This is a genomic window from Massilia sp. (assembly GCF_032106685.1).
Lineage (GTDB): Bacteria > Pseudomonadota > Gammaproteobacteria > Burkholderiales > Burkholderiaceae_D > Telluria.
In genome coordinates, this window is record NZ_DAMCPG010000007.1 from 40349 (window position 1) to 65057 (window position 24709).

A 24709-nucleotide genomic window follows, 5' to 3' on the forward strand; every position below is an offset into this window, starting at 1 on the left:
AGGCATGCGGCCCGTCTGCGCCGGCAATTGCATGGCATCGTGCCGGGAGGCGCCATGTTCTTCGATAGCTGGGACAATATCTACCGTGTCCTCGTCGTCGGCATCCTCGCGTATGCCGGACTGGTGGCGCTGCTGCGCCTCAGCGGCAACCGGACCTTGTCGAAGATGAATTCCTTCGACCTGGTCGTTACCGTCGCCTTCGGTTCGACCCTGTCGACCATCCTGGTGAACAAGAGTGTCAGCCTGGCGGTCGGCCTTACGGCGCTGGCCTTGCTGATCGTCCTGCAACTGCTCATTACCTGGTGTTCCGTGCGCTCATCGTTCGTCAACGGCAGCGTGAAAACCACGCCGACCGTGCTGTTGCTGGACGGCCAGATGCGCCACGACGCATTGAAGCGCGCGCGCGTTACCGAGGACGAGGTGCTTGCCGCGGTACGCAAGAAAGGCCAGGGGACGCTCGAGGACATCGATGCCGTCTTTCTGGAATCCGATGGCAGCCTGTCGGTCATTCCTTCCAGCCAGGCAGGCAGCCGTTCGGCCTATGGCACTTTGCTCCGAGACAACCAATGAGCGCCGGTTCGGACCGCGTTCACCGGCTGCCGGGCACGGGCTTGTCGTCCTTGTGCCCATGATCGCGGCGCGCCGCTCGGACGACCAGCCACAGCGTGAGCTTCTGCAAGCCCAGCAGTACGGCGGTGATGCCAAGCGCAAGGCAGAACAGGGCCAGGTTGCTGGTGTCGCCCGCCTTCAGTCCGAAGCTCAGCGCCGTCGCGACTGCCGGCGGATGCACGGCATCGCACAGGATCATCGCCACGATCGCCAGCACCATGGCCGTTCCCGCGGATACATAGCCGGGCCCTAGGGCGAGAAAGGACAGCATGCCGATGACGGCGGCGCCGAGCTGCGACAGCAGCAGGGTGCGCGCCTGGTTCACACTGTGTTGCGGATCGAGGTAGATCAAAAAGGCGCTCGAGGCCAGGGAGGCGAACAGCAGGCGTTGCTGGCTTACCGCTTCGACTAGCGCGAGCACCAGCAGCACGGTCACCGTCGGCGCCACCGCCAGCAGCAGTTCCCTGTGCAAGCCAAGGCGACGCCGGCGCGATGGAAGTTCGTGCATGACGCTTCCCTCAGTTCCGGCCCTGGGCCGGGCGGCGGGCAGGCTGCTCGGCCTGCGCATCGGCGCTCTCGGACTGCAATTCCTTGTTGAGGAAATAGTTCAGCGCAGTCCTGATCACGGCAATGGCGGCCAGCTTTCCGATCCGGCCCCAGGTTGGCGCGACAGACGTCGACAGGATGTCAGCCGCCAGCTGCAGTTCCAGCGCCAGCGTCAGATAGCGCGCAAAGGCCAGCCTGATGGGAATGAAGCTGTTGCCGCGCTGGGAAAAAAGGTGGCGCACCAGCCCCACGATCACCAGCACAACGCCGGCGGCAATCACCAGGGCGCCCAGCGCCTCCACCAGCAGCCGCAGCCACTCCACATAATCGCGTACCTGCCGTTCCACCTGTTCGAACATGGAAATCCTCCTTTATCGACTGTCCTTCAGCCGGTGCAAGGCACGACCTTGCGCACCAGCTTCTCGACGCTGAGGCCTTGCACCAGCACGGAAAACACGACGACGATGTAGGTGATCGTCACCAGCGTGCCGCGTTCGGGGCTGGCCGGCAGGGACAGCGCCAGCGCGACCGAAATACCACCCCGCAAGCCACCCCAGGTCAGCACCTGCCATGCGCCCTCCGGCAAGCCGGACCGCCTGCCGAGCATGGCTACAGGGAGGCCCGCCGTCAGCAGCCGGGCCGCCAGCGTCACGCAGATCGCCACCAGGCCGGCGGCGAACAGGGGGCCGGAGAACGGCAGCACCAGGGCCTCGAAGCCGATCAGCACGAACAGGACCGCGTTGAGCATGGAATCGAGCAGTTCCCAGAAGTGGTCGAGCTGCTCGCGCGTCAGGTCCGACATGCCCTTGCGGCGGCCGCGGTTGCCGATCAGGATGCCGGCCGCCACCATCGCCAGCGGGGCCGATACGCCCAGGTGGTGGGCGAGGCTGTAGCCGCCGAGTACCGCGGCCACCGTCAGCAGCACCTCTTCCTGGTAGCTGTCGATACTCTTGAGCATGCGGTACGTCAGATAGCCCAGCACCAGGCCGAAGGCGATCCCGCCAACGGCCTCGCGCAGCAGCAGCAACGAGATCTCGGCGCCGCCGGGGGCATGGTGCTCGGCCGCGACCGCCGCCAATACCGTGAACACGACGATCCCGACGCCGTCGTTGAACAGCGACTCGCCGGAAATCACGGTTTCGAGATTCGGCGGCGCCCCCACCTTGCGCAGCAGGCCGGTGACGGAAATCGGATCGGTCGGCGCGATCAGGGCGCCGAACACCAGGCAGAAGGGGAGCGGCAGCTGCAGTCCCGTCAGCGGCAGCAGGTAGAAGAGGCCGAAGCCGACCGCGAGCGCGGCCGCGACGGTGCCGAATACGGCCAGCAGGCCGACCTGCCAACGGTATTTCGCCAGATGCCGCAGGTTCACCTGCAAAGCGCCGGCGAACAACAGGATGCTCAACATTCCCTCCATGAGAACTTCGGAGAAGTCGATGGCGCCGAACAGCTCGGCGGCGTAGTCGCGTGGCTTGCCATGTCCCGTGTAGTCCAGCAGCAGGGTGGCTGCCGACAGGATGAGCGCCGCGGCCATGACGCCGATGGTCGAGGGCAGTTTCAGGTAGCGTGCATTGAACCAGGCGATCACGGCGGTGATCGCCAGGAAGACGGGGACGACTTCAGGCATGGTTCATCCTTCCACGCAAAGTGTTGAGGGCAGCCTCGTCGTTCCAGTAGTCCGCATGTCGCAGCCGCAGTTGCTCCAGGTCGGGAGGGAAGTCGAGTGCGCGCTCGGCGCGCGCCATGGCCAGCAGCGCCTGACGGGATGCCACCGACGCCAGGCGCGGATCGCCACAGCGTGCTAGCTCGCCGAGTACCCGCTGGATGCGCATCGCCACCTCGATCAGGCCGGCGCCGTCGCGGGCGAGGGCGGGAAAGACATCGTCGAACATGTCGTCGAGCGACAGCGGCGGCACTTCGATCCGGTCGTACTCGGGCGCATCCGGCTCGGCGGGGCTGGCCCAGTCGGCGAACAGGCGCTGCAAGGAACCGAGGATGCCGATGGCGGTGCCAGGATCGTTAACGCCGGGAGACAAGGCGCGGCAACCGATCTCGGCCAGTACTACCAGGCCGAAACGCGGATCCTCGTCGAAGTGGCGCAGTGGACCGATGATGAAGGCCTTGCGCAGCAGCGCGGCCTCGACCGGCCCACTGTTCTCGGAATCCGGCAACACATAGCCAAGCGGGCGCGACGGGACGATGACGCCGCCGGGAAGGACGGCCAGCGTGATGCGCAGTCCGTTTGTGACGGCAAGACGTTGCAGGGTCGCCATGTCGACCCGTTGCAGGTAGCCGCTGCTGTCGCTGTGGAAGGCCAGCCCGCGCGCCGGACCGCCGGCGGCCAGGCCGCCGAGACAGGGATGCTGCTTGCGCCTGGCCAGTGCCTGGGCCGTGGCCTGCTCGACCTTGGCGATGACGGCGCCCAGCCGCCCGAGCCGGGCGATGCTGTCCACCCATCGCACGAATACCAGTACGACGATGACGAGCGTCAGCAGGGTCAATACGAACAGGGTGAACCGCCCAGCCTTGCCGAAATAATCGTTGGTCGTCGCGCTCAGCGCCACGATGGAAAAGATGAAGGCGCCGACGAAGATCGACAGCGCGTTCTGGGACACGTCGTCCGCAACCACCAGCGGGAAGGCGCGCGCGGTCGCCGACTGGCCGGTCGAGGCATACGCCGCAACCATCGAGGCCACGGCGAAGGTGGCCACGCCCAGCATGCTGGCGGCGATGATCTTCAGCAGGTCGACGACCGAACCCTGGGCAATTTCGGGTACTTCCCAGGCAGCCGGGATGCTGTCGGCGACATGCGCCAGCGCCACACCGCCTATCGATAGCACGCAAGCGATCAGGGGCTTCACCCACAAGTGCTCGCGCAAGCGATTCAACAGAAACTGGAGTTGATCAGGTATATGCATGGGAGTGGCTATCTTCGTTTGCTTGCGCTGCCGCCCTTGGCGAGGGCCCGGCTGTGCCGCGCAAGACAACCCGAGACTACTACCCCGCGAGGACGCCGTCGGTTCGCTGGGAAACGCTGTCGCGGTATCGCCATGCTTGTAATGGAACTCGCTTCCCTGGCTCCGGAAGCAGGCATGCCGCCTTGAGGGTACTCAGGCGTGCGCTGGATACGCCGAGTTGGCAACATCCCCGGCCCGGATCGCGGCCACCATATCCTCGCAGGTCATCGGCATGGCGAACAGCATGCCTTGGGCGAACTGCACGCCGCGGTTGGCCAAGTAATCGCGCTGGGCCTCGTTTTCCACGCCTTCGGCAATGATCTTCATCGACAGGGTATGCGCGATCTCGATGATGTGCGGCACCACCAGGCTGATCGGGGCGCCGCTGCCGATCGATTCGATGAAGGAACGGTCGATTTTCAAAAAGTCCAGGCGCAGGGATTCGAGATAGGACAGGCTGGAATAGCCGGTGCCGAAATCGTCGATGGCGATCTCGATGCCGCGGCCCTGCAGCCGCTGCGTGATCTCGCGCGCGCGATGCACGTCCAGCAGGCCGCGCTCGGTAATCTCGACAATGAGGTTGACCGGGCGCAGCCCGCTCGCCTCCAGCGACGCCAGGATTTTCTCGGCCAAATGGGGCGAATTGAAATCCGACGCGCTCAGGTTGATGGCGATGTGGAAATGCGGATGGGAATGCAGGAAACGGGTGGTATCGTGCAGGATCAGTTCCAGCACTTTCTGCGACAGCTTGTTGATCAGGCCATTCTTTTCCGCGATCGGGATGAAAAAATCCGGCCTGATCATTTCCCCCGTCGCGCGGCGCCAGCGCACCAGGGCTTCCGCGCCCACCCAGGTCCCGGTCTGCATGTCGATGACCGGCTGGTACACCATGAACAGCTCGTTGGACTTGAGGGCATTGCGCAGTGCGCCGACCAGCGAGAGTTGCTGCCGCGCCAGATAGAGGATCGCGGCGGTCGCCAGGATCCCGGCCAGCAGGCCGGCGGGAATCAGGCGCCATGCCAGGTCGGCACTGCGGTTGTTGAGGTAGGTGACCGGTATCGCCGCGATGGCGGCCGACTGGAAGCGATTCGATCGTGCGACCGCGACCACGTAGCCCTGGTCGACGAAGCCGGTCTCGTGCTGGCCCGCGAGCCGGTCGACCCAGCGCGGATCGACGAAGCCGCGTGCGGCGATCAGGGCCCTGCTTCCCTGTTGTATCACGGCCAGGGCAACGTCGGGTTCATTGGTCGTGGTGTCAATCGGCAAGTCGCGGTGGATGATGGCCGCGAGGTCGCCGAACTGGAGCACGATCAGCTTGCCGAGTTGCCCGCCGGGCAGATCCGGCGCCTCGCGGATGGCGGCGCCGTTGACGGTATGTGCCAATGTCGGCCCCAGCGGTATCGGCCGGGTATTGCCCATCGACGAGCAGACGAGCTTGTCGCCCTCCACATGTCCCACCGCCTGGACATAGCTCGACGTCAGGTCGAAGCGGCGCATGAGGTCGATGGATGCCGGCGAGCAAGGCGGGGCGCCGGACTTGCGCAGTGTGTCGGCGGCGAACATGACCTGCAGCGTCGTTTCGTCGGTACGGTTGATGACGTCGCGGGCATAGGAGAGCGCACGCATGGACTCGATGCGATAGCTCTGCTCATGCGCCTCCCTGATGGCGACGGCGATGGGCGCGCCGATGGCGACAACCGAGATTGCCAGTGCCAGCAGCAGCGACTTCACGTTGTTCATGCCAAGCTCCCGCCGCGCGGCGGTCCGGACACCGAAGCGCCGGCGCGGAGTTCTAAGATAACCGGGGCCGGTAGCCAGGGCAACCGGAACATGCGCGCGCCCGCAGGGCGGTGGGAGGGCGGGGCGCCGTTTGTCCGCATCGTCGGCTATTTTCGATAAATTCGCCCCGATCCTACGGCTCTGTTAGTCAGCGCACTGTCCCGCCTCCCCATCCGTTATATTTTTTGTATCGCGACGCGGTTTTCCCGACGGCCGCAATCGTGCAGTACGCCGGATCGGCGTACGCTTGCAGACGGGATGCGAAAGTGACGTGCTATGAACGGAACTTTTGAGTTCTCCGGAGGTCATTGATACGAATCCTTGACCGAAGGCAAAAGCCGAATGATCCATTGATGTAGCGCAGCTCATTCTCGCGCCTCCGTTTTGTTTCGAGCGGAATCGAGGAAGAATGTGGTGATGGTCGAGTATCGGTCTACTCCGCGTTGGTCTTAATCTTTAAGAGGACAAAGTCATGGATAATCAAAAGTCGAGCGAGGGAAAAGGCGTTGACGCCGGCCGTCAAGGCAACGGCAGCAGCATGGGCAAGGACCAGCAATCGAGCCTGGGCAAGGACCAGCAAATCGGTTCCAGCAGCCAGAAGGGCGCTTCGGGTTCGTCGGGCAGCACCGGCTCCTCGTCGGGCAGCCTGAGCGGCACCTCGTCGTCGAGCGCCAGCCCGGCAACGAGCACCAGCACCGGCGCCGTCGGCGGCACCAGCAATGCCGGCAGCGCGGCCGGTTCCTCGGGCAGCATGGGTTCGTCGTCGAGCGGCATGGGTTCGTCCACCCCGGGTTCGTCGAGCGGCATGGGCTCGTCCACCTCGGGCTCGTCGGGTGCGATGGGCAGCTCGTCCACCTCGGGTTCGGGTTCCTCGGGCGCCATGGGCAGCTCGTCGACCTCGGGTTCGGGCAGCTCCTCGGGCGCCATGGGCGGTTCGAGCGGCTCGAGCAGCATGGGTTCCAGCAGCGATTCGTCGTCGAAAGACGCCGGCATGATGGCTTCGATGAAGCCGGAAGAAATGCACAAGTCGATCGACAAGGCCGCCGAGGCAGCCCAGCCGATGGTCGAGCGTGTCGTCAGCAGCGCCCACGCCGGCGTCGACAAGCTGAGCGGCATGCTCAGCAGCGCCTCGGAAACCTTTGGCAACCGCAAAGTGCAGATGAACGACACCTACCAGCAACTGGCTGACTCCGGCCGCGAGTACATCCGCAACAAGCCGGGCACCGCCGTCGCCATCGCACTGGGCGCAGGCTACATCCTGGCCAAGCTGCTGGGCAGCAACCGCCGCGATTACTGATCCGGCGCCTGCCTGACCGACATCCCGGCCGAGCTCTTGTTCGGCCGGGATGCGGTATTTCTTTACTCGAATTCATCCGGAATTAGTCATGCAAGCTCAATCGGCGAGCGGGGCGACGCACGCCCCTGTTGGCGCTTCCGGCACGCCGAGCGTGGCGCTTCCCGGTGCCGCCCCTGAGACTGGCCCTGAGGTTGCCGCTGAGGTTGCCTCTGAGGTTACCCCTGAGGTTCCCCTTGAGCTTGCCTCTGGCCTTGCTCCTGAATCATTGCGTTCCGGCGTATCCTGGGGCGCGGTCTTTGCGGGCGCGACCAGCGCCGCCGCATTGTCCCTCGTCCTCTACCTGCTCGGCTCGGGGCTGGGCTTAGTCGCGCGCGCGCCGTGGACGGAACCCGGCGGCATTGCCGCCGGCGTGTCCGCCATTCCCTGGATCTCGTTCACCCAGCTTGCCGCCGCCGCGCTCGGCGGCTTCCTGGCCGGACGCCTGCGCCCGACGTGGCACGGCATTCGCGCCGACGAAGGCTATTTCCGGGACACCGCGCACGGGCTCCTGAGCTGGGCCGTATCGATGCTGGCGGCCGCCGCCTTCTTCGGCGGCGTCATCGGCACAACGGCCGGCGCCGCCGCGCCTGCGGCGACGGCGCCGAACGGCGACGCCAACCATGCGCCCGACTACCTGATCGACGTGATGCTGCGCAGCGACAGGGCAGGACCCGCGGACCCCGCCTTGCGCCAGGAGGCCAAACGCATCCTTGCCAGCGCCGTGGCCAAGGGCCGCCTGGCCGTCGCCGACGACGCCTGGCTGACCCGGCGCATTGCCGACCGCACCGGACTGAACCGGGAGGACGCCGGGAAGCGCGTCGACGACGCCTTTGCCAGCAGCGCCGCGGCCGCCGCGAAAGCCAGGGCGGCCGCGCGGGAGGCGGCCGAGAGTGCGCGCACGGCCGCCGCCACCACCGCGCTGTGGCTGGCTGCCGCGCTGCTCCTCGGCGCCGTCGCCGCCATCTGGTGCGCGACGATCGGCGGCAGGTTGCGCGATGGCCTGGCGATCGCTTCCCGCCCGCGGAACAGGAAGGGCATGCGCATGCGTTCGATTCTGCTGTGGCTGCTAGGTGTGCCGGTCCCGATCATCGCCCTGGTCGCGATGCTGAGCTGAGTTGCCGCTCGCGCGCCGGCTTGGTACCTAGGCGCATCCACACTTTTTCCCCAAGGCTCGCTGGTCCGCCTTGGCTGATGCCTGTTGGGGAAATGCCGCCCATTGCACCCAAAGTAATTTCCTTAGGATCAAGCTTGCGCCAAGCATTTCGCATAATCGATAGTATTTAAACAATCCTCACCCTCATCAAGGACAAGCCAATGTCTTCCATCGCAACGCCCAGCCCGGCATATCGACACCCGCCGGGCACACTGCATACGATCCTGCTGGCCGGGACCGTTCCCCTGTTCCTCGGCGCTTTCCTGAGCGATATCGCCTATTACCAGAGCTACCAGATCCAGTGGAGCAACTTTGCCTCCTGGCTGATCGCGGGCGCCGAGCTGTTCTGCGGACTGGCGCTGCTGTGCGCGCTGCTCAACCTGATCCGGGCAAGGCAGAAAGGGGGCCAACCCCTGATGTATTTCCTGCTGCTGCTGGCGACCTTCGTGCTCGGGCTGGTGAATGCCTTCCAGCATGCAAAGGATGCCTGGGCTGTCATGCCGGCCGGTCTGGTCCTGTCGGGTATCGTGTTTCTTCTGAGCTGCCTGGCGACCTGGGTCGGACTGAGCGGCCGTGCGGGAGGTGTGAAATGAAACGATCCAGCACACTGGCATTGTTGGGCATGGGTCTGCTGTTGGGCGCATGCAGTAACGACGGCGCAAGCACGCAGGCGCATGGACCGGATCCGAAGCTGCCCGACCCGCAACGCGGCCTGTTGCCCAACATGAAGATCGCCGAGCCCACGCCCTGGGGCGACCAGAAGCCGACCGTACCCGAAGGCTTCACGGTCACGGCGATCGCGACCGGCCTGGCGATTCCGCGCCAGACCCTGGTGCTCCCGAACGGCGACATCCTGGTGGCGGAAGGCCGCGGCGGCAGCGCGGCCAAGCTCAAGCCGAAAGACGTGATCGCCGGCTACATCAAGGCCAAGGGCAATACCAAGGTCAAGGGCGGCAACCGCCTGACCCTGCTGCGCGATGCCGACGGCGACGGCCAGTACGAACTGAAAACGGTGTTCGCGGAAAACCTGAACGCCCCCTACGGCCTGGCGTTTGCGAACAACAAGATCTACGTGGCGAACCAGGACGAGCTGGTCAGCTTCGACTACCAGCAAGGCCAGACCAAGGCCGGCGGCGCGCCGGCGAGCATCGCGAAGCTGCCTGCGGAAATCAACCACCACTGGACCAAGGCGCTGACCGTCAGTCCGGACGGACGCTTCCTGTACGTCGGCATCGGCTCGAACAGCAACATCACCGAGCGTGGCATGGAAGCCGAGCTCGACCGGGCCATGGTGTGGCAGATCGACGCCACCAGCGGCGCCCACAAGCCGTACGCGACCGGCCTGCGCAACCCGACGGCGCTGGCGATGCATCCGGAAACCGGACAATTGTGGTCGGTGGTCAACGAACGCGACGAGCTGGGCCCGGACCTGGTGCCGGACTACCTGACCTCGGTGCGCGAAGGCGGCTTCTACGGCTGGCCGTACAGCTACTGGGGCCAGAACGTCGACCCGCGCGTCAAGCCGCAGGACCCGAAAAAGGTCGCCGCCGCCATCAAGCCGGACTACAGCCTGGGCTCGCACGTCGCCGCGCTGGGCCTGAGCTTCTCCGGGCCGGCGATGGGCGCCAAGTTCGCCAACGGCGCCTTCGTCGGCGAGCACGGCAGCTGGAACCGCACGCCGCCGGTGGGCTACAAGGTGATCTTCGTGCCCTTCGCCAATGGCCGTCCCGCCGGCGAACCGGTCGACTTCGTGACCGGTTTCCGTGGCGACGACGGCAAGACGCGCGGCCGGCCGGTCGGCGTGACGGTCGATCCGCGCGGGGCGCTGATCGTCGCGGACGACCTGGCGAACACGGTATGGCGGGTGACGCCGAAGCGCTGATGACGCCTGGTGTGGAAGGTTGCTGGCAAAGACATCACGACGTCATTGCCGGCAGCCTTGTCCAAGCCGGTATCCACCAGGCCGGGGCAAGGTTGCCCTAGCGCGCGTCACGGTCCTTGCACGGCTGCATGGAAGCACCATCGATTACGGAACGCGGACGAGCCGGGCACCGCGCAAGACGATCTCGGTGTCGGAACGGCGTAGCAAGGGATTCAACTGCCCAGCCGTGTCTTCAGGGACGAAACCATACAGCCCATCCGAGATTTTTTCGCCAGTGACATCCGCATAGACTGCGCACCGGTAACTGGCGTCGGCTTGCCGAGCGCAATCGAACCAGTTGCCTCCGTCTTCACCCCCGCTCCATGTGGCTGAAGCAGGAACGCTCAATGGGCGGGCTGAAGGCGTCAATGCGTAGCTTGACCTCATCCATTCGCTCACCGCGATCCCGATGACGACGCCGATCGTCAGCACCAGTAAAAAATATACAATTTTTCTCGACGTCATTTTCAATATATTGCGCCCATCAGCGTCCGCTTCCGGCGGGTGCAAAAGCAGCCACTGTACGGACCCGGTCGATCCGGTGGCAAGCAATCACGCCGCCGATACGCTAGGCAAAAACGCCGGTCCAGCCGCAACCGGCGCTCTCGTTGACGGGGCCTTTGCGCTCACTTCATCGCACTGGGCTCTTCCCGCTTCGCGGCCACATCGTGCGGATGCCGCTGCACCTTGCGCACGGCGCGCCACATCAGGTTCTTGAGGTCGTCGACATACGTGAACACGGCCGGCACCACCAACAGGCTGAGCAGGGTCGAGGTGATCAGGCCGCCGATCACGGCGATCGCCATCGGTGCGCGGAAGCTCGGGTCGCCCGACAGGCCCAGGGCCAGCGGCAGCATGCCGGCGCCCATTGCGATGGTGGTCATGATGATCGGGCGGCTACGCTTGTGGCAGGCGTCGACCAGGGCGTCGAAACGGTTCATGCCGGCGTTGCGCGCCAGGATCGCGTAGTCGACCAGCAGGATCGAGTTCTTGGTCACGATCCCCATCAGCATGATCAGGCCGATCATGGTCGGCATCGACAGCGCGCTGCCCGTGATCAGCAGGGCGACGAAGGCGCCGCCGATCGACAGCGGCAGCGCGGCCAAAATCGTCAGCGGCTGCATGAAGTCGGCGAACAGCAGCACCAGCACGCCGTAGATGCAGAGCACGCCGATGGTCATGGCGATGCCGAAGCTGGCGAACAGGGCCTGCATCTCCTGGGCGTCGCCCAGTTCCGCGATCGTCACCGAGGGCGGCAGGTTCTGGAAGGCGGGCAGGGCGCGCGCCTCGGCGTTCACTTCGCCCAGCGAGCGGCCCGACAGCTCGACGTCGAGCGTCACGTTGCGGCTGCGGTTCAGGCGGTCGATCTGGGCCGGGCCGCTTTCCATCGTGATGTCGGCCACGCTCGCCAGCAGCACCGGACCGTTCTTGCCGGGCACCGTCAGGCGGCCGATGGCGTCGAGGTCGGCGCGCACCGCGTCCGGCAGCTTGACGCGGATCGGCACCTGGCGCTCGGACAGGTTCATTTTGGGGAGCGCCTGGTCGTAGTCGCCGGCGGTGGCCACGCGCACCGTCTCGCCGATGGACGCGGCGGTCACGCCCAGGTCGGCCGCGCGCGCGAAGTCGGGCCGCACGATGATTTCCGGGCGCACCAGCGAGGCGCTCGAGCTGACGTTGCCGATGCCCTGCAGCGTGCGCAGGTCGCGCTCGGCGCGCTGGGCGGCGGCGCTCAGGGCGGCCGGGTCCTCGCTGCGCAGGACCAGCTGCAGCTTGCTGCCGGTGTCGGGCTGGCCGACGGTGAAGCGCGCGCCGGGGATGCCTGCCAATTGGGTGCGCATCTGGCGTTCCAGGTCGGACAGCTTCTCGTCGCGGTCGCTGCGGTGCACCGTGGTCACGGTCAGCACCGCGCGGCGCGCTTCGGCCGCCGCGCCGGGAGCGAAGGCGTCGCCGCTGGAGCCGCCGCCGATCGAGCTGAAGATGCCGGTCACGCCGGGGATGCGCATGGTCGCCTGGCGCGCCTGCTCCGCCACGGCGTGGGTCTGGGCCAGGGTCGCGCCGGGCGGCAGCTCGACGTTGATCAGGGTCTGGCCGCGGTCGGCCGCCGGCACGAAGCCGGTCGGCAGCAGCGGCACCAGGGCGATCGAGGCGGCGAAGAACACGCCCGCCGCAATCGCCGTCAGCAGGCGGTTACGCAGGCACCACTGCATCGTGCGCATGTAGCGGCGCATCAGCGGGCCGTCCTTCTGCTCGTGCGGCTTGGCGGGTTTCAGGATGTAGGCCGCCATCATCGGCGTCAGCAGGCGCGCCACGACCAGCGAGGCCAGGATCGCCAGCACCGCGGTCCAGCCGAACTGCTTGAAGAAGCGCCCCGGGATGCCGCCCATGAAGGCGGTCGGCAGGAACACCGCCACCAGCGAGAAGGTGGTGGCGATCACCGCCATGCCGATCTCGTCGGCCGCTTCCAGCGCCGCCTGCATCGGCGTCTTCCCCATCTGCAGGTGGCGCGCGATGTTCTCGATCTCGACGATGGCGTCGTCCACCAGCACGCCGACCACTAGCGCCAGCGAAAGCAGCGTGACCATGTTCAAGGTGTAGCCGAACAGGTACTGGCCGAGGAAGGCCGGAATCACCGACAAGGGCAGGGCGGCGGCGGCGACGAAGGTGGCGCGCCAGTCGCGCAGGAAAAACCAGACCACCACCACCGCCAGCACCGCGCCTTCGTACAGCATCTCCATCGAGGCGTCGAAATTCTCCTGCACCGGCTCGGCGTTGTCGACCACTTCGCGCAGCACCACGTTCGGGTGCGCCTTCTGCAGCTCGGCCACCGCCGCGCGCGCGCCTGCGGCCACTTCGGTCTCGCTGGCGCCGCGGGTGCGGAAGATCTCGAAGGCCACCACGCGGCGCCCGTCCTGCTCGGCCAGCGCGCGCGGCTCGGCCACGGTGTCGATCACCTTCGCCACTTCGTCCAGGCGCACGCGGCGTCCGTCAGGCAGCGGAATGTCCATGCGCGCCAGCTCCTGGGCGCTGCCCACCGTCGCCAGCGTGCGCACCGACTGCTCGGCGCCGCTGACGTCGCCGCGTCCGCCGGGGGCTTCCCTTTGCACATTGCGCAGCTGGCGCGAGACGTCCAGCGCCGACACGCGCAGCGCGGCCATGCGGGCGTCGTCGAGCTCGACGCGGATCTCGCGGTCGACGCCGCCGACGCGCTTGACCGCGCCCATGCCGGGCACGCTCAGCAGGCGCTTGGAGACGGCGTTGTCGACGAACCAGCTCAGCTCCTGCTCGTCCAGGCCATTCGCACCGGGCTTCGCCGTGGCGGTGAAGGTCAGCACCGCGCGGCCGGCGGTGGCGGTCTTGGTCACGCTCGGCTCGCGCAGCTCGGCCGGCATGTCGGAGCGTACCTGGGAAACCGCGTCGCGCACGTCGTTGACGGCGTCCGACAAGTCCTTGTCGAGGATGAATTCGACGGTGACGGTGGCCACGCCGTCCAGCACGCGGGTATAGATGTTCTTCACGCCCTGCAGCGTGGCGACGGAATCCTCGATCTTGCGCGCGACCTCGGTCTCGAGCTGGGCAGGCGCGGCGCCGTCGAGCGTGGCGGTGACGGTGACGATCGGCAGTTCGATATCGGGGAAGAACTGGACCTTGTTGGCCTTGAAGGCCAGGATGCCCGCGAAGGTGAGCAGGGCGAACAGCAGGATCGCCGGGATCGGGTTGCGGATCGAGAGGGCGGAGAAATTCATCTGGGGTTCCTCAGCGCGCCGCGACCTTGGCAGGCGCCGTCGCTTGGGCAGGGACGTTCTTCACCAGATCCCCGTCGTTCAGGAAGCCGGCGCCGCTGACGACGATCCGCGCGTCCGGCGCCAGGCCTTTCACTACCTCGATGCGTTCGCCCAGGCGGCGGCCGGTATCGATCTTCAGCTGGCTGACGCGGTTGTCCGGGTTCAGGCGGAACACGTAGTTGAACCCGTCGCGCACGGCGATGGCCTGCTGGGGCACGGTGAGGGCGCTGGACTCGCCGAGCTCGAACTGGCCGCCGGCGAACATGCCGGCCTTCAGCGGCGCGTCGGCGCGCATCGCCGGCGGCAGGTCGACGTAGACCAGGGCGGTGCGGGTCTGCGGGTCGACGGTGGGCGCGACCATGCGCACCTTGCCGCTGACTTCCGCGCCGTTGGCCGCCTTGACCACGGCGCGCGTGCCCGGCTTGATGCGGCCGATGTCGGCGGCGGTCACTTCGGCGCGCCATTCGAGGCGGCCCTGGCGGATCAGGCGGAACAGTTCGGTGCCGACGCCGACCACGGCGCCGACGGTGGCGCTGCGCGCCGAGATCACGCCGCTGTCGGGCGCGACCACCTTGGTGTACTTCAGGCGCAACTGCTGCTGGGTGAGCGTGGCGCGCGCCGCGGCGACGCGCGCCGCCGCGGTGTTCGCAGCCGTGACGTACTGCGCCACCTGCTGCTCGCTCATCGCGCCGGATGCGCGCAGCGCTTCGCCGCGTTTCGCGTTGGCGGCCGCTTCCGCCGCATTCGCCTGGGCTTCCTCCAGCGCCGCGCGCGCCTGCGCCACGTCGGCATCGACCGTGTCGGCCGAGAACACGGCCAGCACGTCGCCCTTCTCGACCACGTCGCCGACGTTGACCTTTACTTCAGTCAGGCGCAGCCCGCCCGACTCGCTGCCGATGATCGCTTCCTGCCAGGCGGCGACGTTGCCGTTGGCGCCCAGGCGCAGCGGCAGCGTGGCCGTGCTGGGCTGCGCCGTGGTGACGGTCAACGCGGGCGTGGCTGGCGCGTTCTTCTTCTCGTCGGCGTCGCGCCCGCAGGCGCTCAGGACCAGAACGAGCAGGGCGGCCGGGGCGGCGCGCAGGAACAGGCGGGAATTCGGTGAGGACATAGTGGTTTCCGTAGGCGGACGATGCAATCGGTCTATAGCATCAAGTAGTTTACCAAAAGGCATAAAAAGTTGATGCGAATTCAAGTACGACCCGATTGCCCGCACCTCGCTACAATGGTTTTTTGAACTGGAGATGACGATGAAGCGAGCTTGGTTGACTGTCGCACTGGCTGCCGTGCAGCCCCTGTATGTCGCTGCCCAGGAGCCGGCGAAGCCCGATGCGCCCTGCCGGGTCGAGGAGAAGGCGGACGAGCGCGCCTCGGCCGCGCTGCCCGCGCGCGCCGGTACCCATCCGATGCCGGAACGCGGCACGATCGCGCCGGCCACCCACGTGCCCTCGCACGTGGTCAGCGCCTCGTCGCGGGCGATGGCGGCCGCCAGGGCGCGTGAGGAACAGGCGCAGGGTGCAAAAAAAGAGACGCAGGACGGATGCCAGCCGGCGGCCCGGCAGGCCGCCCCGGTTCAGGGCGCGAAGAAGGAATGAACAAGGATCGGGCGGCTGGCTTGCACCGGAACTGTGCATTACTGGCCGCCTGCGCACCCGGATGATGCGCTGCGGCATAATGGTCCAGCTGGGTGGCGGGAGGATTGGGAGGCGCGAAAGAGTACGTAGGAGAGGGCCGACGCGATCATGGTAGTTTTACCGTATTGCAGTGCACAAAAAATCAGGTTATATTAGAACCGTCTCCTCCAGTTTTTCTCCGAAATACTGGATTGCCGCCCGCTACCGCCAGGTACGCGGGCGTTTTTTTTGCCTGCGTAGGCGGCGCGGACCCGTAGGGTGGGCACTCCGTGCCCACGCGTTACGGTCAGGTCCGTAGGGTGGGCGCCCCGTGCCCACGCGTTACGGTCAGGTCCGTTAGTCGATAACGGTAAGGTGCCGCCCGCAAAACATCGAGCATCGGATTTGAGGCTGCGCTCGGCGCACGCGGGCGACATGCCGCGGCCAGCCGGCCAAGGATGCGCCCGTCACGCGTGGGCACGGCGTGCCCACCCTATGTCAGCTTGATTAAGCGTCTTCGCCCTGGAAAGCGCCGGCGCGCCAGGTCAGCACCAGCGTATCGCGGTGCCCGTGCTCTTCCAGCGGCTGGATCGGCGTCGATTCGTGGATGACGGCGGCGTCGTCGAGCAGCAGCATGGTCCATGGTTCGGTCATGGTGAAGCGCTGGCCGCGCGGGCCGTTCGCTTCGAACACGCGGGTCTCGCCGCCCTTGATGCCGGCGCGGCCGATCAGGATCACGGCGACGAAGTCGACGCCGTCGCGGTGCGCGCCTTCCGGCGTCGGGCGGCCGATGCCGTCGGCGGTGTCGATGCGGAACTGGTGGGCTTCCACGTACCAGGGCTGCGCGCCCTTGACCCTGGAGCAGACCGCGCCGAGCGCGCGCAGCAGCCGCTGCCATGCTGCTTGCGCGATGGTCGCGTCCTCGACCGGTTCGAACAGGCGATGCATGCCGCCGTGCAGGGCGTTGTACTCGACCGGCTGCCAGTGGGCGCGGTGCGGAGTCTGCGTCAGCGCTTCGCCGCTGTCGACGAAGCAGGAATGGCGGCGGCGCCGGTAGCGGCCGCCGTCCTTCAGGTAGTTGTCGAGTTCGAGATGGTCCCAGCTCGGCGCCAGCGCCTGCAGTTCATCCAGCGTGCAGCCGGACAGGGCGGCAACGTCGCGCGGACGCAGCAGCGCATAGCCTTCGATGCGCAGGGCGTCGACGAGGCGGGAAGGATCGGTATAGGGTGGTTCGGATGTGATCATCCCGGTAGCGTAGCACTTTTCCCATGGGGCGGTGGAAGAGGCGGCCGGCCGCCTCTTACGCTACGTCAACGCGTTTCGTCAGCTTTCACCAGGTCTTGGTGAGCGTGACGCGCAGCGAGCGCGGCTCGATCGGGTGGAAGTGGATGTCCTCGCGCGCGTCAGTCTCGCCGGCCAGCTGCGAGGCATAGTAGTAGTCGATCGCCGAGTCGCGCCGGTTGGCCAGGTTGAAGCCCTCGAGTTCGAGCTGCATGTCCTTGCCGATGCGGTAGCCGATCCGCCCGTTGAGCGTGGTGCTGGCGTGCGAGCGCACGCTGTTGTCCTCGACCAGCGGACGCGGACCAAAGTAGCGCAGGCGCAGCGCGCCCGACCACGGCCCGACCTTGTCGACGGTCAGGGCCAGCTGGCCCACGCCTTCGACCGCGCCGGGAATCCGATCGCCGTCCGGATTGCCGCCGCGCGAGCGCGCGCGCGCAAAGGCGGCGTCGAAGTCGACCGCCAGCCACTTCAATGGCCGCCAGTAGTTCGAGAACTCGATACCAATACGGCGGCTGGCGTCGCCCGCTTCCGTCATGCCGGCGTCGCCGATGTAGGTCAGCTCGGAATCGAAGTCGAGCCGGTACAGCGAGACGGCGGTCTGCATCTTGGGAATCGCTTCCGTGCGCAAGCCCAGCTCCATGCCGCGCGAACGCACCAGGCCCGGCGTGCGCTCGACGGCCTCGAAAGTCGCCGGGTCGATGCCGGCCACCGTGCCGCGTGCGTCGTTGCTGTGGAAGCCGTGGCCGTAGTTCAGGTAGAACTCGGTCGAATCGAGCGGCGCCAGGATCAGGCTCAGGGAAGGGCTGAGCTGGGTGTCGCTGGCGCGGCCGCTGTTCTCGGACCGGTCGCTGCGCACGTCGAAGCGGTAGCGGTCGGCGCGCACGCCGGCCACCGTGCGCACCACCTCGTTCCAGCGCGTGGCGCTCTCGACGAACAGGCCGCCGCTGGTCTCGACGATGTGGTCCTCGCGCGTGGTGGAGAGCACCTGGCGCGCGCGCGTGTTGTAGAGCCCATTGAAGATGTTGTCGTTCTGCAGGCGCGCGCCGATCGTCAGGTCCGAGGCCATGGTCGCGCCGCGGTGCACGTGCCAGGTCTGGGCGGCGTCCAGGCCGCTGGTGACGCGCCGGTCCGGCTGGGCGAACTGGTCGCCGTTGACCGGGTCGTTGAGAAAATAGGTGAAGTTCGAGAACAGGTCGAGCTGGTTGCGGATCACGTAGGCGCTCAGCTTCGAGGCCGAATCGGCGTCCGTCCGGCGCCAGATGCCCGACAGGCTGTAGCGGCGCGCATTGCCGCCGTCGGTGTCGTCGATGGCGTCGAAGCGGCCCAGCGTGCCGTTGTCGACCGCGCGCAGCGGGATCTGGTCGGTGGCGTTCCAGCGGCCGCGGTAGGCCATCGCCGTGACGCTCCAGCCGTTGTTGGCGAAGCCGCGGCTGTAGCGCAGCACGGCGTTGGTCTTGCGGTAGTCGTCCGGGCGCGTCCACGGGCCGTCGTTCTTCATCCCCTCGATCGCATACAGCAGCACGCCGCCGGCCACTTCCGGCGCGCCGGCCAGCACGCCGCGCGCGAAGCCGTCCTGGCCCAGGGTCACGCTGGCGAGGTCCTTCACCAGGCGGTTGGCGTAGCTGATCTCGGCGCTGCCGGCCGAGGAAAAGTCGCCGCTGCGCGCCGAGTACGGGCCCTTGCGGTAGTCGAGACGGCCGACCAGTTCCGGGATCAGGAAGTTGACGTCGGTCCAGCCCTGGCCGTGGGCGTGGCTGCGCTGGTTGACCGGCATGCCGTCGACCCAGGTCGCGAGATCGGTGCCGTGATCGAGGTTGAAGCCGCGCAGGTAGAACTGGTTGGCCTTGCCTTCGCCGCTGTGCTGGCTGGCGATCAGGCCCGGCATGGCTTCCAGCATTTCGCCGGGACGGTAAGCGGTGCGCGCGGCCAGGTCCTTCTGGCCGACGGTGCCGGCGTTGGCGGAATCGGCGATGCCGAGCTGGCTCATGCGCGAGCCTTCGACCAGCACGCGCTGCAGCACGAGGTCGTCGGCCTGCGCGGCGTGATGGATGAATAATGCAGGCAAGGCGCAGAGCAGTGCGCGGGGCAGGGGGCGAAGCTGGATCATGGTGTTTCCGGGCGGGTCGGCTGTTCTGTTTTGTCGCGGTCGAAGGTGAGGGTGCGCACGGCGTTGCCCTCGTTGAGGTTGACGGTGTTGACCTGGTCGGGCAGGAAGTCGGTCAGCACCTCGTGGTGCACGGCGCCGGCCTTCCACAGCGGGGTCTGCTCGACTTCCTGGTAGATGGTCACGTAGTCGGCATTCACCGAGACGCCGACCCAGCGCACGGGGAGGCGCGTCCTGTCCTGGCCGTACAGCCAGAAGCGCCCGTCGACGTACTTGCGCAGTACCTCCTGGTCGTCCGGCTCGGACAGGTCGAACTGGCGCCCGTACATGTTGGCCAGCAAGCCGTCGATGTCGTGCGCCATGTAGGTGTGGACGATCTCGGTGCTGCCGGTGCGGGCATTGAAGGAGATGTCCGTCATCCCCGCATGGAAGCGGTGCGCCCATGCCGCCGTGCTCGCGCACAGCAGCAGGCCGGCCGCCAGCAGTGTCAGCAACTGCCGCACCTTCGACCACGTCGGCCAGCGCATCATTGCGCCGCCTTCGGCGTTGCGCCGTCCGTCGCCTTCGCTTCAGGCGTCTTCAGCTTGGTATTGAAGTCCTTCATCATGTCGTTCTGCCCGCTCTGGGTCTTGAACAGCTCCAGGCGCGACGGCGTCAGCTTCCTCGGCCACGCGTTGTTGCTGGTGTCGATGTCGGCGGTTTCCCAGTACGGGTCCTGGACCAGCGACACCATCGGCTCGTCGGTGACGATCAGCTTGGTGATCTTCTTCGGCGAGTAACGCCACACTTCGGCCGGGATGCGCTCGATATACTTCTTGCCGCTCTTGAGTTCGATCTCCAGCACCAGCGGCGTCACCAGCCCGCCGAGGTTCGAGAAGTCGACCAGGTACAGGTGCTTGCCTTCGTTCAGCAGCGCCTTTTCCCAGTCTTCCAGCTTGCCCTGGGTTTCGTTGTACTTGTTGCGGTCGGCGTTGGTGACGGTGAAGTCGTCGTGCTCGTTGTAGAAGTCCTTCAGCTCGGGATGCGCGTCGACGCGGCGCGCCATGCCCTTGTTGCGCTGGTCGGACAGCGAGACCGGCTCGGCTTCCTTCAGCTTGCGGCGCAGGGTCTTCTCCGTTTCCGGATTCTGCGAGCTGATGGTGTACTCGCTGATGCCGTCCACGCTGACGTCGACCGCGTCGGTGGTGTAGAACCAGCCGCGCCAGAACCAGTCGAGGTCGGTGCCGGAAGCGTCTTCCATCGTGCGGAAGAAGTCGGCCGGGGTCGGGCGCTTGAACTTCCAGCGCTGCGCGTATTCGCGGAAGGCGAAGTCGAACAGCTCGCGGCCGAGCACGGTCTCGCGCAGGATGTTCAGGGCGGTCGCCGGCTTCGCATAGGCGTTGGCGCCGCGCTGGAGCGTCGACTCCGCGTTGGTCATGATCGGCACCTGGTTCTTGCTGCGCATGTAGTCGACGATGTTGCGCGGTTCGCCGCGCTTGGCCGGGTAGCCCTCTTCCCAGGCCTGCTCGGCCAGGAACTGCACGAAGCTGTTCAGGCCCTCGTCCATCCAGGTCCACTGGCGCTCGTCCGAGTTGACGATCGTCGGATAGTAGTTGTGGCCGACCTCGTGGATGATCACGCTGATCAGGCCATACTTGGTCGCCTTCGAATACGTGACCTCGCCGGTCTTCTTGTCCTTGGTCGGACGCGGGCCGTTAAACGAGATCATCGGGTATTCCATGCCGCCCACCGGGCCGTTCACGGAAATCGCGGTCGGGTAGGGGTAGTCGAAGGAGTATTTGCTGTACTGCTCGATGGTGTGGATGATGGCCGGCGTCGAGTACTTCTCCCACAGCGGGTTGCCTTCCTTCGGGTAGTAGGACATCGCCATCACCTCGGTATCGCCGCTCTTGATCGCCTGCGCATCCCAGATGAACTTGCGGCTCGAGGCAAACGCGAAGTCGCGCACCTTGTCGGCCTTGAAGCGCCAGGTCTTCATGGTCTTCGCGCGGCCCTTCTCGGCAGCTTCCGCTTCCGCCTGGGTGACGACGATCACCGGCTTCTTCGCCTTCTTCGCCTGTGCCAGGCGCTCGCGCTGGGCGGGACTCAAGACCGCCCCCGGGTTCTGCAGCACGCCGGTCGAGGCCACGATGTGGTCCGACGGCACCGTGATCTCGACGTCGTAGTCGCCGAACTCCAGCGTGAACTCGCCGTCGCCGAGGTATTGCTTGTTCTGCCAGCCGGCGGCGTCGTAATAGGCGGCCATGCGCGGGAACCACTGGGCGATCTCGAAGATGTCGTTGCCGTCTTCCTTGAAGCGCTCGAAGCCCATGCGGCGGCCCAGCACGTTCATCTCGGGGATGTTGAAGCTCCATTCCAGCGCGAACGAGAAGCGCGAACCCGGCTTCATCGGCTGCGGCAGGTCGATGCGCATCATGGTCTTGTTGATGACGTGGTGCAGGGCGCGGCCGTCCGCCGTCTTCACGCTCTTCACGTCGAAGCCGCCCTCGAACTTGCGGCTCTCGAAGGCGAAGCGCATGGCGTCGAACTTCACGCCTTCGGCGCCGCCTTTCTGCCAGGCGTCGCGCGAGGGGATGGTCGCGATGTTGCGGTTGTCCGAATCGCCGCGGAACATGTTCTGGTCCAGCTGCACCCACAGGTAATTCAAGGTGTCGGGCGAGTTGTTGTAGTAGGTGACGGTGCCCGAACCCGTGATGGCGCGCTTGTCCTCGTCCAGCGTGGCGCGCAGCTTGTAGTCCGCGCGCTGCTGCCAGTAGGCGTGGCCCGGCGCGCCGGAGGCGGTGCGGGTGCTGGTCGGGGTCGGCAGCAGCTCGTCGAGCTGGCGGAACTTGTCGTCGAACTTGTCGGCGGCGTGGGCGCCGGAAGACAGGGCGAAGAGGAGGGCGGCGCCGCGCGCCAGGTGCTTCATGTTCATGGGCTTGTATTACGATGTAAAAATGGGGAAACCGGTGGCCGCGCAATGAGCGTAGCCACCGGTTCGTGTCGGAGGGCGTAGGGTGGGCACTTGTGCCCACGCGGTCTCACCGGTCGATCTGGGTTAACAACTACCGGAATCGCAATGTATGCATAACCGCCGTACCGCGTGGGCACGAGTGCCCACCCTACGTTAAGGCGCTTACTGCACGACCGGCACCGTCTCCTTCTTCGGTTCTTCCTGCGTCGCCGCCTTTTCCTCGGGCGTCTTCAGCTTGGTATTGAAGTCTTTCATCAGGTCGTTGCCGCCGCGTTCGGTCTTGAAAAGTTCCAGGCGCGACGGGGTCAGCCGGCGCGGCCAGGCGTTGTTCGACTGGTCGATGTCGGCGGTTTCCCAGTACGGGTCCTGGACCAGCGACACCATCGGCTCGTCGGTGACGATCAGCTTGGTGATCTTCTTCGGCGAGTAACGCCACACTTCGGCCGGGATGCGCTCGATATACTTCTTGCCGCTCTTGAGTTCGATCTCCAGCACCAGCGGCGTCACCAGCCCGCCGAGGTTCGAGAAGTCGACCAGGTACAGGTGCTTGCCTTCGTTCAGCAGCGCCTTTTCCCAGTCTTCCAGCTTGCCCTGGGTTTCGTTGTACTTGTTGCGGTCGGCGTTGGTGACGGTGAAGTCGTCGTGCTCGTTGTAGAAGTCCTTCAGCTCGGGATGCGCGTCGACGCGGCGCGCCATGCCCTTGTTGCGCTGGTCGGACAGCGAGACCGGCTCGGCTTCCTTCAGCTTGCGGCGCAGGGTCTTCTCCGTTTCCGGATTCTGCGAGCTGATGGTGTACTCGCTGATGCCGTCCACGCTGACGTCGACCGCGTCGGTGGTGTAGAACCAGCCGCGCCAGAACCAGTCGAGGTCGGTGCCGGAGGCGTCTTCCATGGTGCGGAAGAAGTCGGCCGGGGTTGGACGCTTGAACTTCCAGCGCTGGGCGTATTCGCGCAGGGCGAAGTCGAACAGCTCGCGGCCGAGCACGGTCTCGCGCAGGACGGTCAGCGCGGCGGCCGGCTTGGCGTAGGCGTTGTTACCGAACTGCAGCAGCGACTCCGAGTTGGTCATGATCGGCACCTGGTTGCGGCTCTTCATGTAGTCGGTGATCAGGCGCGGCTCGCCGCGCATCTCCGGCCATTGTTCTTCCCAGGCTTCCTGGGCCAGGGTCTGCACGAAGGAGTTCAGGCCCTCGTCCATCCAGGTCCACTGGCGCTCGTCGGAGTTGACGATCATCGGGAAGTAGTTGTGGCCCACTTCATGGATGATCACGCCGATCAGGCCGTACTTGGTGCGCTTCGAATAGGTGATCTCGCCGGTCTTCTTGTCCTTGGTCGGACGCGGGCCATTGAAGGTGATCATCGGGTATTCCATGCCGCCCACCGGGCCGTTCACGGAAATCGAAGTCGGGTAAGGGTAGTCGAAGGCGTACTTGTTGTACTGCTCGATGGTGTGGATGATCGCCTGGGTCGAGTACTTCTCCCACAGCGGGTTGCCTTCCTTCGGGTAGTAGGACATCGCCATCACGTCGGTGTCGCCGCTCTTGATGCCCTGCGCGTCCCAGATGAACTTGCGGCTCGAGGCGAACGCGAAGTCGCGCACGTTCTTCGCCTTGAAGCGCCAGGTCTTGGTACCGGTTGCACGCTGCTTCTCGGCGGCTTCGGCTTCGGCCTGGGTCACGATGATCACCGGCTTCTTCGCGGTCTTCGCCCTGGCCAGGCGCTCGCGCTGGGTGGGGCTCAAGACCGAACCCGGGTTCTGCAGCACGCCGGTCGAGGCCACGATGTGGTCCGACGGCACCGTGATCTCGACGTCGTAGTCGCCGAATTCGAGCGTGAACTCGCCGGCGCCCAGGAACTGCTTGTGCTGCCAGCCGACGGCATCGTAGTAGGCCGCCATGCGCGGGAACCACTGGGCGATCTCGAACAGGTCGTTCTTGTCGTCGAACTTTTCGTAGCCCGAGCGGCCGCCCAGGACCTTCTGCTCGTTGATCTTGTAGTTCCACTCGACGCCGAACGAGAAGCGCTGGCCGGGCTTGAGCGGCTGCGGCAGGTCGATGCGCATCATCGTGCGGTTGATGACGTAGGGGAGCTTGCGTCCGCCGGCGGTCACCGCGGTGATGTTGAAGCCGCCGTCGAAGCTCATGGCTTCGAGCGTGGTGCGCATGCTGTCGAACTTCATGCCTTCTTCCGGGCTGCGCGGCTTGGCCCAGGCCTCGCGCGAGACCGCCGTGGCCGAGGTGCGCGCGTCCGAGTTCGGCTTGTAGATATTCTGGTCCAGCTGCAGCCACAGATAGTTGAGCGTATCCGGGGAATTGTTGTGGTACGTGATCGTCTCGGCGCCGCGGATCGCGCGGTTGGCTTCGTCGAGGGTGGCGCGGATGGTGTAGTCCGCGCGTTGCTGCCAGTAGGCGTGGCCCGGCGCGCCGGACGCCGTGCGGATCGTGGTGGGCGTCGGCAGCAGCTCGTCGAGCTGGCGGAACTTGTCGTCGAAAGGTTCGGCCGCGAAAGCGGACGCGCCGAGGCACAGCGCCGCCAAGGCCAGTGGCAATCGGATCATGTTTCCCCTGTTTTTATGTTTAGTTTGGAGAAACTATTCTAATGGTATCTTTCGAGCAAGCCTCGGCTGATTTGTAAAAAAGCTGATACATGAGGCTGGGCGGCCATATGGCGGGCTCGTGGTGT

The 24709-nt window shown here is 66.1% G+C and carries 19 protein-coding genes; 6 read left to right on the forward strand and 13 right to left on the reverse strand.

The features are described from left to right. The first annotated feature begins 54 nt into the window (after window positions 1–54). Window positions 55–570: a YetF domain-containing protein gene (locus tag RT688_RS06440; RefSeq protein ID WP_313704017.1), complete on the forward strand. Its 516-nt coding sequence runs from the start codon at window positions 55–57 to the stop codon at window positions 568–570. A gap of 19 nt (window positions 571–589) precedes the next feature. Here RT688_RS06440 and RT688_RS06445 read toward each other — a convergent pair whose 3' ends face one another. The 5 genes from RT688_RS06445 to RT688_RS06465 form a co-directional block, all read right to left on the reverse strand. Beyond that, a complete protein-coding gene (locus tag RT688_RS06445; protein ID WP_313704018.1) occupies window positions 590–1117 on the reverse strand; it encodes an HPP family protein in 528 nt (175 codons plus the stop codon). A gap of 10 nt (window positions 1118–1127) precedes the next feature. Further along, a complete protein-coding gene (locus RT688_RS06450) occupies window positions 1128–1514 on the reverse strand; it encodes a DUF1622 domain-containing protein (RefSeq protein WP_313704019.1) in 387 nt (128 codons plus the stop codon). A gap of 26 nt (window positions 1515–1540) precedes the next feature. Next, window positions 1541–2779, reverse strand: coding sequence for a sodium:proton antiporter (locus tag RT688_RS06455; RefSeq protein ID WP_313704020.1), 1239 nt, complete (start codon window positions 2777–2779; stop codon window positions 1541–1543). Then, window positions 2772–4070 carry a DUF2254 domain-containing protein gene (locus RT688_RS06460; RefSeq protein ID WP_313704021.1) on the reverse strand — a complete coding sequence of 433 codons (1299 nt, stop codon included), beginning with the start codon at window positions 4068–4070 and terminating at the stop codon, window positions 2772–2774. The genes RT688_RS06455 and RT688_RS06460 overlap by 8 nt, the downstream gene beginning before the upstream one ends. A gap of 192 nt (window positions 4071–4262) precedes the next feature. Next, a complete protein-coding gene (locus tag RT688_RS06465) occupies window positions 4263–5849 on the reverse strand; it encodes an EAL domain-containing protein (RefSeq protein WP_313704022.1) in 1587 nt (528 codons plus the stop codon). A 511-nt stretch (window positions 5850–6360) separates the two neighbouring features. Between RT688_RS06465 and RT688_RS06470 the strand changes: the two genes are divergently transcribed. The 4 genes from RT688_RS06470 to RT688_RS06485 all read left to right on the forward strand — a co-directional run bounded on the left by RT688_RS06470 (window position 6361) and on the right by RT688_RS06485 (window position 10259). Continuing rightward, window positions 6361–7185: a hypothetical protein gene (locus tag RT688_RS06470; protein WP_313704023.1), complete on the forward strand. Its 825-nt coding sequence runs from the start codon at window positions 6361–6363 to the stop codon at window positions 7183–7185. A 322-nt stretch (window positions 7186–7507) separates the two neighbouring features. Then, complete coding sequence (locus tag RT688_RS06475) at window positions 7508–8338, forward strand: hypothetical protein (RefSeq protein ID WP_313704024.1); 831 nt, start codon at window positions 7508–7510, stop codon at window positions 8336–8338. A gap of 200 nt (window positions 8339–8538) precedes the next feature. Then, complete coding sequence (locus RT688_RS06480) at window positions 8539–8970, forward strand: DUF2231 domain-containing protein (RefSeq protein ID WP_313704025.1); 432 nt, start codon at window positions 8539–8541, stop codon at window positions 8968–8970. After that, complete coding sequence (locus RT688_RS06485; RefSeq protein ID WP_313704026.1) at window positions 8967–10259, forward strand: sorbosone dehydrogenase family protein; 1293 nt, start codon at window positions 8967–8969, stop codon at window positions 10257–10259. The genes RT688_RS06480 and RT688_RS06485 overlap by 4 nt, the downstream gene beginning before the upstream one ends. A 144-nt stretch (window positions 10260–10403) precedes the next feature. Here RT688_RS06485 and RT688_RS06490 read toward each other — a convergent pair whose 3' ends face one another. From RT688_RS06490 to RT688_RS06500, 3 genes are all read right to left on the reverse strand, one after another. Then, complete coding sequence (locus RT688_RS06490) at window positions 10404–10850, reverse strand: hypothetical protein (protein WP_313704027.1); 447 nt, start codon at window positions 10848–10850, stop codon at window positions 10404–10406. 74 nt (window positions 10851–10924) lie between these two features. After that, window positions 10925–14041: an efflux RND transporter permease subunit gene (locus RT688_RS06495; protein ID WP_313704028.1), complete on the reverse strand. Its 3117-nt coding sequence runs from the start codon at window positions 14039–14041 to the stop codon at window positions 10925–10927. A gap of 10 nt (window positions 14042–14051) precedes the next feature. Next, window positions 14052–15188, reverse strand: coding sequence for an efflux RND transporter periplasmic adaptor subunit (locus RT688_RS06500; RefSeq protein WP_313704029.1), 1137 nt, complete (start codon window positions 15186–15188; stop codon window positions 14052–14054). Window positions 15189–15327: 139 nt separating this feature from the next. On the opposite strand from RT688_RS06500, the gene RT688_RS06505 reads away from it, so the two are divergent. After that, window positions 15328–15672 carry a hypothetical protein gene (locus RT688_RS06505; protein ID WP_313704030.1) on the forward strand — a complete coding sequence of 115 codons (345 nt, stop codon included), beginning with the start codon at window positions 15328–15330 and terminating at the stop codon, window positions 15670–15672. Between the two features lie 525 nt (window positions 15673–16197). On the opposite strand, the gene RT688_RS06510 is transcribed toward RT688_RS06505, so the two are convergent. The 5 genes from RT688_RS06510 to RT688_RS06530 all read right to left on the reverse strand — a co-directional run bounded on the left by RT688_RS06510 (window position 16198) and on the right by RT688_RS06530 (window position 24584). Then, the gene (locus RT688_RS06510; RefSeq protein ID WP_313704031.1) at window positions 16198–16935 is read right to left on the reverse strand and encodes a 2OG-Fe dioxygenase family protein; all 738 of its coding nucleotides are present in this window, start codon (window positions 16933–16935) and stop codon (window positions 16198–16200) included. Between the two features lie 85 nt (window positions 16936–17020). Next, a complete protein-coding gene (locus tag RT688_RS06515; protein WP_313704032.1) occupies window positions 17021–19078 on the reverse strand; it encodes a TonB-dependent receptor domain-containing protein in 2058 nt (685 codons plus the stop codon). Further along, the gene (locus RT688_RS06520; RefSeq protein ID WP_313704033.1) at window positions 19075–19605 is read right to left on the reverse strand and encodes a DUF6702 family protein; all 531 of its coding nucleotides are present in this window, start codon (window positions 19603–19605) and stop codon (window positions 19075–19077) included. The genes RT688_RS06515 and RT688_RS06520 overlap by 4 nt, the downstream gene beginning before the upstream one ends. Next, window positions 19602–21989, reverse strand: a complete 2388-nt coding sequence (locus tag RT688_RS06525; protein ID WP_313704034.1) for a M1 family metallopeptidase — start codon at window positions 21987–21989, stop codon at window positions 19602–19604. The genes RT688_RS06520 and RT688_RS06525 overlap by 4 nt, the downstream gene beginning before the upstream one ends. Before the next feature lie 201 nt (window positions 21990–22190). Next, window positions 22191–24584, reverse strand: a complete 2394-nt coding sequence (locus RT688_RS06530; protein WP_313704035.1) for a M1 family metallopeptidase — start codon at window positions 24582–24584, stop codon at window positions 22191–22193. Between the last annotated feature and the right edge of the window lie 125 nt (window positions 24585–24709).